The organism is Thioclava sp. PTB-PU3-1 (assembly GCF_055666785.1).
This window is the reverse complement of the sequence record NZ_JBVNVL010000003.1, coordinates 383,374-397,091: the sequence shown is the minus strand read 5'-3', so window position 1 is coordinate 397,091 and position 13,718 is coordinate 383,374. Positions and strand designations below refer to the sequence as shown.

At 65.1% G+C, this 13,718-nt stretch carries 15 protein-coding genes; 10 read left to right on the top strand and 5 right to left on the bottom strand.

Annotated features, from left to right (window positions below):
- Positions 1-8: 8 nt before the first annotated feature.
- From ACZ7GB_RS11690 to folK, 3 genes are all read right to left on the bottom strand, one after another.
- Entirely contained in the window at positions 9-2,141 is a 2,133-nt protein-coding gene (locus tag ACZ7GB_RS11690) for a RelA/SpoT family protein (protein WP_472158800.1), read from the bottom strand.
- Between the two features lie 27 nt (positions 2,142-2,168).
- Positions 2,169-2,525, bottom strand: coding sequence for a DNA-directed RNA polymerase subunit omega (rpoZ, locus tag ACZ7GB_RS11685; RefSeq protein ID WP_078522357.1), 357 nt, complete (start codon positions 2,523-2,525; stop codon positions 2,169-2,171).
- A gap of 98 nt (positions 2,526-2,623) precedes the next feature.
- Positions 2,624-3,169: a 2-amino-4-hydroxy-6-hydroxymethyldihydropteridine diphosphokinase gene (gene folK / locus ACZ7GB_RS11680; protein ID WP_472158799.1), complete on the bottom strand. Its 546-nt coding sequence runs from the start codon at positions 3,167-3,169 to the stop codon at positions 2,624-2,626.
- 165 nt (positions 3,170-3,334) lie between these two features.
- Between folK and ACZ7GB_RS11675 the strand changes: the two genes are divergently transcribed.
- From ACZ7GB_RS11675 to ACZ7GB_RS11645, 7 genes are all read left to right on the top strand, one after another.
- Entirely contained in the window at positions 3,335-3,898 is a 564-nt protein-coding gene (locus ACZ7GB_RS11675; RefSeq protein WP_078522355.1) for a LabA-like NYN domain-containing protein, read from the top strand.
- Between the two features lie 83 nt (positions 3,899-3,981).
- Positions 3,982-4,428 (top strand): YqaA family protein, encoded by a 447-nt coding sequence (locus ACZ7GB_RS11670; RefSeq protein WP_078606086.1) that lies wholly within the window; start codon positions 3,982-3,984, stop codon positions 4,426-4,428.
- A gap of 60 nt (positions 4,429-4,488) precedes the next feature.
- Entirely contained in the window at positions 4,489-5,436 is a 948-nt protein-coding gene (gene ispH / locus ACZ7GB_RS11665) for a 4-hydroxy-3-methylbut-2-enyl diphosphate reductase (protein ID WP_472158797.1), read from the top strand.
- Complete coding sequence (locus ACZ7GB_RS11660) at positions 5,436-5,864, top strand: DUF3429 domain-containing protein (protein WP_274962806.1); 429 nt, start codon at positions 5,436-5,438, stop codon at positions 5,862-5,864. The genes ispH and ACZ7GB_RS11660 overlap by 1 nt, the downstream gene beginning before the upstream one ends.
- A 4-nt stretch (positions 5,865-5,868) precedes the next feature.
- The gene (locus tag ACZ7GB_RS11655) at positions 5,869-6,474 is read left to right on the top strand and encodes a glutathione S-transferase family protein (protein ID WP_472158795.1); all 606 of its coding nucleotides are present in this window, start codon (positions 5,869-5,871) and stop codon (positions 6,472-6,474) included.
- A complete protein-coding gene (rnhA, locus tag ACZ7GB_RS11650; protein ID WP_472158794.1) occupies positions 6,467-6,931 on the top strand; it encodes a ribonuclease HI in 465 nt (154 codons plus the stop codon). Before ACZ7GB_RS11655 ends, rnhA begins: the two co-directional genes overlap by 8 nt.
- The gene (locus ACZ7GB_RS11645; RefSeq protein ID WP_078522350.1) at positions 6,928-7,584 is read left to right on the top strand and encodes a trimeric intracellular cation channel family protein; all 657 of its coding nucleotides are present in this window, start codon (positions 6,928-6,930) and stop codon (positions 7,582-7,584) included. Before rnhA ends, ACZ7GB_RS11645 begins: the two co-directional genes overlap by 4 nt.
- Positions 7,585-7,594: 10 nt before the next feature.
- Here the strand turns inward: ACZ7GB_RS11645 and ACZ7GB_RS11640 are convergent, their stop codons facing one another.
- Both ACZ7GB_RS11640 and ACZ7GB_RS11635 read right to left on the bottom strand, forming a co-directional pair.
- Complete coding sequence (locus ACZ7GB_RS11640) at positions 7,595-8,311, bottom strand: LrgB family protein (RefSeq protein WP_083076251.1); 717 nt, start codon at positions 8,309-8,311, stop codon at positions 7,595-7,597.
- Positions 8,304-8,660 carry a CidA/LrgA family protein gene (locus ACZ7GB_RS11635; RefSeq protein WP_078602250.1) on the bottom strand — a complete coding sequence of 119 codons (357 nt, stop codon included), beginning with the start codon at positions 8,658-8,660 and terminating at the stop codon, positions 8,304-8,306. The genes ACZ7GB_RS11640 and ACZ7GB_RS11635 overlap by 8 nt, the downstream gene beginning before the upstream one ends.
- A gap of 239 nt (positions 8,661-8,899) precedes the next feature.
- Here ACZ7GB_RS11635 and smc point away from each other — a divergent pair, with 239 nt between their 5' ends.
- The 3 genes from smc (at position 8,900) to ACZ7GB_RS11620 (ending at position 13,705) form a co-directional block, all read left to right on the top strand.
- Entirely contained in the window at positions 8,900-12,358 is a 3,459-nt protein-coding gene (gene smc, locus ACZ7GB_RS11630; RefSeq protein WP_472158793.1) for a chromosome segregation protein SMC, read from the top strand.
- Between the two features lie 127 nt (positions 12,359-12,485).
- Positions 12,486-12,941: a RidA family protein gene (locus ACZ7GB_RS11625; protein WP_078541698.1), complete on the top strand. Its 456-nt coding sequence runs from the start codon at positions 12,486-12,488 to the stop codon at positions 12,939-12,941.
- Positions 12,941-13,705, top strand: coding sequence for a glycerophosphodiester phosphodiesterase family protein (locus ACZ7GB_RS11620; RefSeq protein WP_472158792.1), 765 nt, complete (start codon positions 12,941-12,943; stop codon positions 13,703-13,705). Before ACZ7GB_RS11625 ends, ACZ7GB_RS11620 begins: the two co-directional genes overlap by 1 nt.
- Positions 13,706-13,718 lie beyond the last annotated feature (13 nt).

Below are 13,718 nucleotides of genomic sequence, written 5' to 3'. Positions count from 1 at the left end.
CGTGTGCGTCAGGGTTTGCGCGACAGGTTTCTGATCCGCTCCACCTGTGCCACGTCGCTCTCCGCCTCCAAGGCGGTAAGCAGGCGATGCATATGTTCTGCATCGCACAGTTCGACCTCGACGAGAACCGAATAGAAGTCCGGCTTGCGCTCCACAAAGTCGAGGTCCGAAATATTTGCCTTCTGCTGGCCGATCAATGTGCAGATATGTCCCAGCACGCCCGCATCGTTCGAGATCGTGACCTTCAGGGTCGCGGTGTAGGCGGGCGGGTGTTGCCCGGTCTTCCAATGCAGATCGACCCAGCGTTCGGGCTGATCCTCGAACTCTTCGAGCGCGGGGCAATCGATCGCGTGGATCACGACGCCCTTGCCGCGATAGGTGATGCCGACGATGCGCTCGCCCGGCAGCGGCTGGCAACAATCGGCGCGGCGGAAGCTCTGATCGGCGCCGAGTCCCAGAACGGCGCGGGTCGGCTCGATCTCGGTGCCTTCGCGGCGTTGGGCGAGCTCGGGATACAGCGCGTCGAGCACATCCGAGGCCGCCAGTTCCGCAGAGCCGAGCCGGGCGAGAACCTCGTCCTGATCGCCGATCCCCAGCGCCTTGCCGGCCGTGCGCAGCGCCTTGTCGGTCACGCGGCGGCCGACATGCTCGAAGGCCACCCGCGCCAGTTCCTGACCCAGCTTGATGAAGCGGTCGCGATCTTCCTCGCGCAGCGATTTGCGGATCGCGGCCTTGGCGCGCCCGGTCGCCACTATATCGAGCCAGGTCAGCTGCGGACGCTGGCCCGAAGCGGTGATCACCTCGACCGACTGGCCGTTCTTCAGTCGGGTCCAGAGCGGCACGCGGATGCCATCGACCTTGGCACCGACGCAGCTATTGCCGATCCGCGTGTGGATCGCATAGGCGAAATCGATCGGGGTCGCGCCTTTCGGCAGCTTCACCACATCGCCTTTCGGGGTGAAGCAGAAGACCTGATCGGAATACATCTCGAGTTTGACGTTCTCGAGAAACTCGTCGTGATCGCCGTCGCCATCGGGGTCCGAGAACCGCTCGCTGAGCGAGGCGAGCCATTTCGCCGGATCGACCGCGAAGGGGTTCTGCGCCCGCTCGCCATCGCGATAGGACCAGTGCGCAGCGACACCCGCCTCGGCCACTTCGTGCATCTGCCGGGTGCGGATCTGCACCTCGACGCGCTTGCCGTCACGCCCCGAAACGGTGGTGTGAATCGAGCGGTAGCCGTTGGTCTTCGGCTGACTGATGTAATCCTTGAACCGGGTCGGCACCGCGCGCCAGCGGTGGTGGATCAGGCCCAGCACCCGGTAGCAATCCATCTCGGTGCGGGTAATGACGCGGAAGCCGTAGATATCCGACAGGCGCGAGAAGGTGAGCTGCTTCTCCTCCATCTTGCGCCAGATCGAATAGGGCCGCTTCGCGCGACCGAAGACGTCGGCGTCGATGTCCTCGTCTTCGAGCAGCGCGCGGATGTCGGCGGTGATCTTCGGGATCACATCGCCGGTTTCCTTCTGCAGGCTGACGAAGCGGCGGATGATCGAGGTGCGCGCCTCGGGGTTGAGCACCTTGAAGGCGAGGTCTTCAAGCTCCTCGCGCATCCATTGCATACCCATCCGGCCTGCGAGCGGCGCGTAGATCTCCATCGTCTCGCGCGCTTTCTGCGCCTGCTTCTCGGCCCGCATCGAACGGATCGTGCGCATGTTGTGCAGACGGTCGGCGAGCTTCACGAGGATCACCCGCAGGTCTTTCGACATCGCCATGAACAGTTTGCGGAAGTTCTCCGCCTGCTTCGAGGCCGCGTTCGAAAGTTGCAGGTTGGTCAGCTTGGTGACGCCATCGACCAGCTCGGCGATCTGCTCGCCGAACATCTCGGACACTTCGCCATAGGTCGAGCGCGTGTCTTCGATCGTGTCGTGCAAAAGGGCGGTGACGATCGTCGCATCGTCCAGACGCTGCTCGGTCAGGATCGCCGCCACCGCGACGGGATGCGAAAAATAGGGCTCGCCCGAATGCCGGAACTGCCCTTCATGCATGCCTTTTCCGTAGGCATAGGCCTTCCGGATCAGATCCGCATCGGTCTTGGGATTATAATTGCGGACGAGCGCGATCAGGTCTTCGACGTCGATCATTCGCGCTCGTTCCAGCCAATCAGTGGATTACTCGCGCCCCTGCGCGTCCATCAGCGCGCGCAGCATACGCTCTTCGCTCATGTCGTCTTCGACGGCACGATCGGGGCTCTCGCCACCCATGAGCATCGCCATCGAGTCCTCTTCGGGCTCGTCGACCTCGATCTGGGTCTGGTTGCTCTCGATGAGACGCTCACGCAGATCCTCGGCCGATTGGGTCTCCTCGGCGATTTCGCGCAGAGCGACGACGGGGTTTTTATCGTTGTCACGCTCGACCGTGAGGGGAGCGCCAGCAGCGATTTCGCGGGCACGATGCGAAGCGAGCATTACCAGCTCGAAGCGGTTCGGAACCTTGTCAACGCAATCTTCAACCGTCACGCGGGCCATGAATCTCTCCAGAAGAACTCGGATTGAGGGCCCTACTTAGGCTTTGCAGTGCAGAAACACAAGCGCCCATCCGGCCCGTCCGCAGGGTTTTGGCCACGTTACAGAGGGGAAATCGGGGTTTTTTCCGCCTCGGGAAGGGCGGCGAGCATTTCCATCACGCTGTCGCCCGTGATCGGGTGGCGCCAGAGCGGTGCGATTTCGGCAAGGGGAATCAGCACGAAGGCCCTGTCCTGCAAGCGCGGATGCGGCAGGATCAGGTCGGTCGGGGCGTCGCGCTGCTGCGCCTCTGGCGGAAGGTTTTTCCAGCGCAGAAAGCTCTCGCGATCCGGCAGAACCCGATCCTCCGAGGCGATCAGGTCGATATCGACAACACGCGCGCTCCAACGACCTTCCCGCACACGGCCAAATTCTTCTTCGACTCCATGAAGTTGCGCGAGCGCATCGCGCGGTTGCAAACTGCTTCGCATTTTGCAACAAGCGTTCACGAAATCGGGACCGGACCCTTCGGGAACGGCAGGCGTCGACCAGAACCGACTGGCGGCAACCAAGGAAAACCCCAATTGCTCGAGCCGCTCGATCGCGGCGCAGAGCGTAGTGCGAGGAGACCCGAATTGGCTTGGTAGATTCGCCCCGAAAGCGACCAAATAGTTAGTGTCCATAAAGACAGATTCCGTTTCCCTCGCGAAATGCGATATGTCCTAGATAAATCTGGTCGGCCCTCCCCGCCTGTGCAACACAATTGATGCGGCTATACTTTCCGTATCGGCACCTGCGCGAACTGGTCCACCCTACCTGTGCAAGAGGACTGTATGTTCTACAAGGACGAACGGCTCGCCCTGTTCATTGACGGATCTAATCTCTATGCGGCCGCCAAGGCGCTTGGCTTTGATATTGATTACAAGCTGTTGAGACAAGAATTTGAACGTCGCGGCAAACTCGTCCGCGCCTTCTATTACACCGCTCTTCTGGAGAGTGAAGAATATTCGCCGATCCGACCGCTCGTGGATTGGCTGAATTACAACGGCTTCGCGATGGTCACCAAACCGGCCAAGGAATACACGGATTCCATGGGTCGCCGGAAGGTGAAGGGCAACATGGATATCGAGCTGGCCGTCGATGCGATGGAACTCGCACCGCGCCTCGATCATATCGTGCTGTTCTCCGGCGATGGTGATTTCCGCCCGCTGATCGAAAGCCTTCAGCGTCAGGGCTGCCGCGTCTCGGTCGTCTCGACGATCCGCTCGCAGCCGCCGATGATCGCCGACGAGCTGCGCCGTCAGGCCGACAATTTCATCGAACTCGACGCGCTGCGCGAAGTGATCGGTCGCCCGCCGCGTGAGCCGCGCGAGGACGAGAACGGCGACGACAGCTGATCCGGGGCCTGACGCGACCCGTAATTCGTGCTTGAAGGGGCGTGCAGATCACCTGCGCGCCCTTTGTCATTGCGGAAGGCCTGATGCTCGAAAACGTTTCCCTCTTTGGCCTCTTCGTCTCGGCGCTTCTGGCGGCGACGCCGATCCCGTTCCAGTCGGAGCTCGTATTCGTCGCGCTGCAGACGCTTGGCACCCAAAATATCTGGCTGATGATCCTCATCGCCGCCGTGGGAAACACGATCGGCTCGCTCGTCACCTACGTGATCGGACTGGGCGTCACCCACTGGAAAGACCGCAAATGGTTCCCCGCCACTGAGGCACAGCTCGCGCGCGGCCATCGCTGGTTCGAGCGCTGGGGGATCGGGCTGCTGTTGCTGAGCTGGGCGCCCGGCGGCGATCTGATCTGCCTGATTTCCGGCATCCTGCGCATGTCGCTGTGGCTCTTCATTCCGCTGGTCTTCGTGGCCAAGGCCGGGCGCTACGCGGTGCTTGCCTGGCTGACGGCGGAAGCGATCAAACTCGCAAGCTGATCGCCTCTGGACGCGAGGCGGACGGGGCTTTAGGTCTGAACCCGAACAAAGGAGCGCGCGATGAAACCCTCCCTGACCCTTTATCTGGCAGCCCCGCGCGGCTTTTGCGCGGGCGTCGACCGGGCGATCAAGATCGTCGAGATGGCGATCGAGAAATGGGGCGCACCGGTCTATGTGCGCCACGAGATCGTCCATAACAAATACGTCGTCGACAGCCTGCGCGACCAAGGCGCGGTCTTCGTGGAAGAGCTCGACGAATGCCCCGATGACCGGCCGGTGATCTTCTCGGCCCACGGCGTGCCGAAATCGGTGCCTGCCGAGGCGTCGCGGCGCAAGATGATCTATGTCGACGCAACCTGCCCGCTGGTGAGTAAGGTCCACAAGGAAGCCGAGCGGCACTCGAACGAGGGGCTGCAGATGGTCATGATCGGCCATGCGGGCCACCCGGAAGTGCTGGGCACGATGGGGCAGTTGCCCGATGGCGAAGTGCTGCTGGTCGAGACGGTCGAGGACGTGGCCAAGATCACGCCGCGCGATCCCGATCGGCTGGCCTTCATCACCCAGACGACGCTGTCGGTCGACGACACCGCGGCGATAGTGGCCGCGCTGCAGGACCGGTTCCCGAAGATCGTCGGCCCCGCCAAGGAAGACATCTGCTACGCCACCACCAACCGTCAGGCATCGGTGAAGGCGATGGCCGATCAGATAGACGCGCTGCTCGTGATCGGCGCGCCGAACTCGTCCAACTCGCGCCGTCTGGTCGAGGTCGGCAAAGCCTCGGGCTGTGCCTATTCGCAGCTGGTTCAACGCGCCGCGGATATCGACTGGCGCGCGCTCGACGGTGTTCAGACGGTCGGCGTGACCGCGGGCGCGAGCGCGCCGGAAGTGCTGATCGACGAGGTGATCGACGCCTTCCGCCAGCGCTATGACCTGACCGTCGACCAGATCGAAACCGCCCGCGAGGACATCGAATTCAAGGTGCCCCGCGTGCTGAGAGAGGCGTCGTGATGCGCGAAATCGGCCCGAAAATCCCCGGCGGCGCGCTGCTCCTTGGCCTTGCCGGGCTGATCCCGTTCCTTTGGGGCGTGCTGGTCGTGCAAACCGGGCAATTCGCCTTCGTGGCCGATCCGCGCGTGGCGGTGCTCGCCTATGGCCTGATGATCTTCTGCTTCATGGCAGGCAGCCTATGGGGTTTCGCCGCGAGCGCGGAATGGGAGACCGGCTATTTCCTCGCCGTCGCTCCGGTCATCTTCTTCATCGCCTTCGTGGCGCTCGGGATGCCGGTGAATTTCGTGCTGATCCTGGGCTTCCTCGCGCTCTTGCCGCTCGACTGGCTGTTCCAGAAATTCGGCCACACACCACGCTGGTGGCTCAAACTGCGCATCGGCCTGACCGTCGTCGTCGTCGCCTGCCTGATCGCGCTTGTGAGGACGTAACGATATGAAGCTCTATTCGATGCCCTCCTCGGGCAACAGCTACAAGGTGCGTCTGCTTATGGCGCTGCTGGGCCAGAGCTACGACAAGATCGATGTCGAGTATGACACCGGCGCCTTGGCCGAGGCTCATGAAAGCGGCGCGCTGCCCTTCGGTCGGGCGCCGGCGCTGCATCTCGACGACGGGCGCGTCCTAGCGGAATCCAACGCGATCCTGACCTATCTCGGCGAGGGCTCGCGCTTTATCCCCGAGGACCGCTTCGCCCGCGCGCAGATGCTGTCGTGGATGTTCTGGGAGCAGAACCAGCATGAGGGCGTCATCGCCGTGCGCGCTGCGATCCTGTGCTATCTGCATCGTGCCCATGAGCGCACGCAGGAGACGCTCGACGCGCTGGAAGTGCGCGGCCATGTCCTGCTGGGCATCATGGAGCAGCGGCTGGAGCAGGCCGATTGGCTCGCAGGCGACACGATGAGCCTCGCCGACATCTGCCTTTACGCCTACACCCATACCGCCGACACGCGCGGCGGCTATGATCTCGAGCCCTTCCCGGCACTGCGCCGCTGGCTCGACCGGATCGCAGCACTCGACGGCTATGTGGGTCTCGATGCCTGAGCTTTACGCATGGACCGATGGCGCCTGCAGCGGCAATCCCGGCCCCGGCGGCTGGGGCGTCTTGATGCGCGCGATGGACGGCGACAGCGTCGTCAAGGAGCGCGAGCTGAAGGGCGGCGAGGCCGAGACCACCAATAACCGGATGGAGCTTCTGGCCGCGATCAACGCGCTCGAGACCCTGACCCGCGACACCGCGATCACGATCACCACCGACTCCGCTTACGTGAAGAACGGCGTCACCGGCTGGATCCACGGCTGGAAGCGCAACGGCTGGAAAACCGCGGCGAAGAAGCCGGTGAAGAATGTCGATCTCTGGCAGCGGCTCGACGAGGCGCAGCGCCGCCACCACGTGACGTGGGAATGGATCAAGGGCCATGCGGGCCACCCCGAGAACGAGCGCGCCGACGAGTTGGCCCGCGCCGGGATGGAGCCCTTCAAACCGGCCAAGCAAAAATGACCGCCTTGCCCGACTGGCTGGGGGAGTTTCCCTTGGGCGCGGCGCTGGATTACGCCTCGGTGCTGGTGTTCGCGCTGACCGGGGCGCTGGTCGCCTCGCGCCAGCAGCTCGATCTCGTGGGCTTCATCTTCATTGCCGCGCTGACCGCTATCGGCGGCGGCACGCTGCGCGATCTGCTTCTGGGCCGCGACCCGGTCTTCTGGGTCGGCGATCCCACCTATGTGCTGATCGCGGCGGGGGCGGCGGTGGTCGTCTTCTTCACCGCGCATCTTCTGGAAAGCCGCTACCGCGCGCTGCTGTGGCTCGACGCCTGCGCCTTGGCGGTGGCAGTGCCTGCAGGCGTCGCGATCACGATGCGGCTGGAGCATGGGCCGGTGATCGTGCTGATCATGGGCATCGCCACCGGCACGTTCGGCGGCCTGATGCGCGACGTGGTCTGCAACGAGGTGCCGCTGGTTCTCAAACAGGGCGAGCTGTATCTGTCCTGCGCGTTTGCCGGGGCCATGAGCGCGGTGATCGCAACGGCGCTCGGGGCGGACACGCTGATCGCGCTGTTGATCTGCGGCGGCGTGACCTTTGCGCTGCGGGCCGGATCGCTGCGTTTCGGCTGGAAGCTTCCGGTCTACAAGGCGCGCCCGCCGCGCCAATACTGACGGAAGTCGATTAACCGAAGTAGCTCAGCACCACCGGCGCGAGGAAAGCGGTCAGCACCGCGTTCAGCCCCATGCCGATGGACGCAAACGCGCCTGCAGTCTCATGCACCTGAAAGGCGCGCGCCGTGCCGATCCCATGCGCCGCGACACCCACCGCGAAGCCCCGCGCCCGCCAGTCGCGAAAGCCCAGCAGGTTGAGCATTGGCGTCACCGTGATCGCCCCGATCATCCCAGTGAGGATCACCAGCGCCGCCGTCAGCGACGGCTCGCCACCAAGCGATTGCGAAATCCCGATAGCCACCGGGGCCGTCACCGATTTCGGCGCGAGCGAGGCGAGCAGTTCCGGCCCCGCGCCCATCGCCTTCGCAATCGCCAGCACCGAGACGATGGCCGTGACCGACCCCGCGACCAGCCCCGCCGCGATCGGTAGCAGGGCGCGTTTCACTTTCGGCAGGTTCGCATGCAGCGGCACCGCGAGACAGACCGTCGCTGGGCCCAGCATGAAGTGCACGAATTGCGCCCCGTCGAAATAGCGCTGATAGGGCGTGCCGGTCATCAGGAGCACCGCGCCGAGGATCACCACCGCAATCATCACCGGATTGGCGAAGGGGCTGCGGTTCACGCGCCTGAAGATCGTATCCCCGATCCAATAGGCGATTAGCGTCGCCCACAGCCACAAGAGCGGTTCGGAGGAAAGATAGGACCAGAGCTTGAACGGATCAGTCATCGACGTCGCTCCGGGTCAGCTTCGCCACCGCGACGAAGGCCGCCGCCCCGACCACGATCGCCAACATCGTCGACACCACCAGCGCCACCGCCAGCCCCACCCCATGCTCGCGCAATGCGCCGAGGTGGGCGACGATCCCAACGCCCGCAGGCACGAAGAGAAGCGACAGGTGTTGCAACACGAATTGACCCGTGGGGCGCACGATCTGCTGCACCTTCCCTGAGACGCTCATTGCGATCAGCAGGAAGATCATCCCCAGAACCGGGCCGGGAAGCGGCAGTTGCAAGGCGCGGGACAGTATCTCGCCAGCGAGTTGGCAGGCGAGGATCAGGGACAGGGCTGGGATCATCGGTCGGCTCCTTGGGACGCACCTGATGCTAAGCCTCCGCGATCAAAAGGAAAAGACAGCGGAGGTGCATACTCGACTGCGCCAGCGGGCATCTCGCACCCCCGATACCTGCGCAAGAATGCGCCAATATATTGTGGATAACAGTCCCATCATCGCCAGATGCGGTGTCTTTCCATTGACTCGCAGGCCTGCTCTACGGACACTTCTCAGAACTCAGTCAGATTCGGAAAGTTCGGCAATTGCGCTTCTCTCGGCTTCGTCTCAACGGTTTCAAGAGCTTCGTGGACCCCACGGATCTCGTGATCCATGACGGGCTGACCGGCGTCGTCGGACCCAATGGCTGCGGCAAGTCGAACCTCCTGGAAGCGCTGCGCTGGGTGATGGGCGAGAACCGCCCCTCGGCGATGCGCGGCGGCGGGATGGAAGACGTGATCTTCGCGGGCGCTTCGTCGCGGGGCGCGCGCAATTTCGCGGAAGTCGCGCTGCAGATCGATAATACCGAGCGGCTCGCGCCCTCGGGGTTCAACGACAGCGACGGGCTGGAGATCGTGCGCCGGATCACCCGCGATGCAGGCTCGGCCTATAAGGTGAACTCCAAGGACGTGCGCGCCCGCGACGTGCAGATGCTGTTCGCCGACGCCTCGACCGGCGCCCATTCGCCCGCGCTCGTGCGGCAGGGCCAGATTTCCGAACTGATCAACGCCAAACCGAAGAACCGCCGCCGTATCCTCGAGGAAGCGGCCGGGATCTCGGGCCTCTATCAGCGCCGCCACGAAGCGGAGTTGAAGCTGAACGGCGCCGAACAGAACCTGACCCGCGTCGACGACGTGATCGAGCAGCTCGCCTCGCAACTGGCCACCCTCGCCCGGCAGGCGCGCCAGGCCGCGCGCTACCGCACCATCGGCGAAGAGCTGCGCCGCGCCGAGGGGATGCTGCTGTATCGCCGCTGGCGCGAGGCCGACCTGGCCCGCACCACGGCGGAAGAGGCGCATCGCGAGAAGGTCGCCGGGGCCGCGCAGGCCGAGAAAGCCTCCCGCGAGGCGGCAAAGGCCCGGCAGGGCAAGGAAGACGCGCTACCGCCGCTGCGCGAGGAAGAGGCCATCGCGGGCGCGATCCTGCAACGGCTCACCGTGCAGCGCGACGCGCTCTCGGATCAGGAAGATCAGGCGATCGCGCGGATCGAGACGCTGAAAGCCCGGATCGAGCAGCTCGTGCGCGACATGGAGCGCGAAGCGGGTCTCAACCGCGATGCGGGCGAGACGATCGGGCGGCTCGAATGGGAGCAGGCGCAGATCGCGAAAGCCTCCGAGGGGCATGAAGACAAGCTGGCCGCCGCGGTCGATGCCGCCCATGAGGCCGCGCAGATTTTGCAGGAGCGCGAGGCGCAACTTTCGGAGCTGACCGAGGATGTCGCGCGGCTCGCTGCCCGCCACCAGTCGTCGCAGCGCCTCGTCACCGACAACCGCGCGACGGCGGAGAAATCCGAAGCCGCCGCGGCGCAGGCGAAGCAAGCCGCCGAAACCGCTGCTGCTGCGCTTGCGAAGGCGAATACGGAATTCGAGGCGGCCGAAGGTGCACAGACACAGGCGCAAGCCGCCGCCGAAGCCGCCGAGGAAGCGCTTGGCCAAGCCGATGACGCGCGCGCCGAGGCGCAGGGCCGCGAAAGCGCGGCCCGGGCGGCGCGCTCGGAAGCCGAGGGCGAAGCGGGGGCGTTGCGGGCCGAGGTGTCGGCGCTCGCGCGTCTGGTCGAGCGCGAAGCCTCCAACGGTCAGCAAATTCTCGACCGCGTCCGGGTGGATCGCGGCTACGAGGCGGCGCTTGGTGCCGCGCTCGCCGATGACCTGCGCGCGCCGGAAGTCGGCGAGGATGACGCGACCGGCTGGCAAGCCCTGCCCGACTATCCCGCGCCGCAGCCCCTGCCCGTCGGTGTCGAGCCGCTCTCGGCCCATGTCGATGTGCCCGATGTGCTGGTCCGCCGGATTTCGCAGATCGGTCTGGTCGAAGATTACGATGAGGGTGTGCGGCTGCAGGATCAACTGGCCCCCGGCCAGCGCCTCGTCTCGACTGAGGGCGACCTGTGGCGCTGGGACGGCTATCGCGCCGGTGCCGAGGATGCGCCGACCGCCGCCGCATTGCGCTTGCAACAGCTCAACCGTCTGGTGGAGTTGAAGCGCGATCTGGAAGAGGCCGAGGCGCGCGCTTCGGGCGCGAAATCCGCCCATGAGGCGCTGACCGCCGCGCTGGCAGAGGCCACCCGCGCCGATGCCGCCGCCCGCGAGGCGCGCCGCGATGCCGATCGCCGTCTGGCCGAAGCGGGCCGCGCTCTCAGCCGCGCCGAGGCTGATCGCTCCATCGCCAGCTCGAAGCTGGAAAGCGCCCAGCTTGCCGTCGCCCGCCACGAGGAAGAGGCTGGCAGCGCGCGGATGGCGCTGCGCGAGGCGGAGAATGCGCAATCCTCCCTGCCCGATCTGGACGCCGCGCGCGGCGACGTCGAGGCGGTGAAGATGACCGTCGAAGCGGCGCGGATGACGATGATGACCAAGCGCTCCGCCCATGACGAAATCCGTCGGGAAGGCGAAGCGCGACTGAAGCGTCGGCAGGAGATCACCAAGGAAATCTCGGGCTGGCGGCACCGCTTGGAGACCGCCGAGAAACGCTCTGCCGAGCTGGAAACCCGCAAGATCGAGAGCGAGGCAGAGCTGAAAGACGCCTCCGCCGCGCCCGAGGAACTGGCCGCGAAACGCGCCGAGCTGTCGGAGGCCATCGCCACCGCCGAAGCGCGTCAGGCCGGGGCGTCGGACAAGCTTTCCAGCGCGGAAAGCGCCCTGCGCGAGGCGCAGCTGGCCGAACGCGAGGCCGAACGTCTGGCTGGTGAGGCGCGCGAAGCCCGCGCCCGCGCCGAAGCCCGCGTCGATGCGGCCCGCGAAACCGTCGCCTATGCCGCCGAACGTATTCTGGAGGAGACCGAGAAGTCGCCGCAGGATCTTCTGAAAAGCCTTGATGCCGATCCCGAGAAGATGCCCGACGCGGAGAAGCTCGACGCGGAAGTGAACCGGCTCAAGCGGCTCCGCGAGAGCCTTGGTGCGGTGAACCTGCGCGCCGAAGAAGACGCCCGCGAGGTGCAGGAAGAGCATGACGCGCTGGTGCAGGAGAAATCCGATCTCGAAGAGGCGATCCGCAAGCTGCGCGCCGGGATTTCGGGCCTGAACCGCGAAGGGCGCGAGCGTCTTCTGACCGCGTTCGAGCAGGTGAACGAGAATTTCCGCACGCTGTTCACCCACCTCTTCGGCGGTGGCTCGGCAAACCTGCAACTGGTCGAAAGCGACGACCCGCTGGAGGCCGGTCTCGAGATCATGTGCCAACCGCCGGGCAAGAAGCTATCGACGCTGTCGCTGCTGTCGGGCGGCGAGCAGACGCTGACCGCGATGGCGCTGATCTTCGCGGTCTTCATGGCCAACCCCGCCCCGATCTGCGTGCTCGATGAGGTCGACGCGCCGCTCGATGACGCCAACGTGACGCGCTTCTGCGACCTGCTCGACGAGATGACGCGGCGCACCGATACGCGCTTCCTGATCATCACCCACCACGCGGTGACGATGGCGCGGATGGACCGTCTGTTCGGGGTGACGATGCAAGAGCAAGGCGTTAGCCAGCTGGTATCGGTCGACCTGAAGAAGGCCGAGGCGCTGGTCGCATAACGGCGAGGGGCGCTGCCCCGCTCTATCGCGCCCCCGGGATATTTCGATCAAGAAGAAGAGACGCGAATCAGCTTGCGGGGAAACAGGCGCGCGCCTAGCCTCGCCGCGAAATTTCATGGAGGGCGCAATGGCCAAGATCGAAGCACGTCTCGAAGAGCTGGGAATTCACCTTCCCGATGCCCCGGCCCCGGCGGCAAACTACGTGCCCTTCGTGCGCACCGGCAATCAACTGTTCGTCTCGGGACAGATCTCGAACGGGCCCGAGGGGCTGATCCGCGGCAAGCTCGGCGACGGGATGGATGTCGAAGAGGGCGCGATGGCGGCGCGGTTCTGCGGGCTGGCGCTGATCGCGCAGGCGAAAGCGGCCATTGGTGATCTCGACAAGCTCCGCGTGGTGAAGCTGGTGGGCTTCGTGAATTCGACGCCTGAGTTCACCGATCAGCCCAAGGTCGTGAACGGCTGTTCGGACCTGATGGTCGAGGTCTTCGGTGATGCGGGGCGTCACGCGCGTTCCGCGGTCTCGGCGGCCTCGCTGCCGATGGGCGTCGCGGTCGAAATCGAGGCGATTTTCGAGGTCGCGTGATGGCATTGCATCCTGATTTTCTCCGGCTTCCGATCGCGCATCGGGCGCTGCACGACTACACGCTCGGCCGTCCCGAAAACAGCCGTGGCGCAATCCGTGCGGCTATCGCGGCGGGCTACGGGATCGAAATCGACGTGCAACTTTCGGCCGATGGCGTGCCGATGGTGTTTCACGACTACGCGCTGGACCGGCTGACCGCAGAGCGCGGCCCGGTACGCCAGCGCACGTCGGCAGAGCTCGGCGCGATCCATCTGAGCGGGACGCAGGAGGGCATTCCGACCCTCGCCGAAGTGCTGGAGATCGTGAACGGTCAGGTGCCGCTTCTGGTCGAGATCAAGGATCAGGACGGTGCGCTCGGTCAGCAGATCGGCCCGCTGGAAGAGGCGACGGCGCTGTTGCTGCGCGACTATGAAGGCCCGGTTGCGGTGATGTCCTTCAATCCGCATGCGGTGGCGGCATTCGGCGAATTGGCCCCGGGCGTTCCGGTCGGGCTGACGACCTCGGCCTATCAGCCCAATGACTGGGCGCTGCTGCCCGCAGCGCGCGGCGACGAGCTGCGCCATATTCCCGATTTCGAGCGTGTCGGCGCGGCCTTCATCTCGCATGAGGCGAAGGACCTGAACGCGCTGCGAGTGACCGAGCTGAAATCGCTCGGCGTGCCGGTTCTGTGCTGGACGATCCGCTCGGTCGACGAGGAGGCACTGGCGCGTCGGGTGGCCGATAACGTGACCTTCGAGGGCTACCTCTCGGCGCTTCCGGCTTGACGCCGCGCGCTCA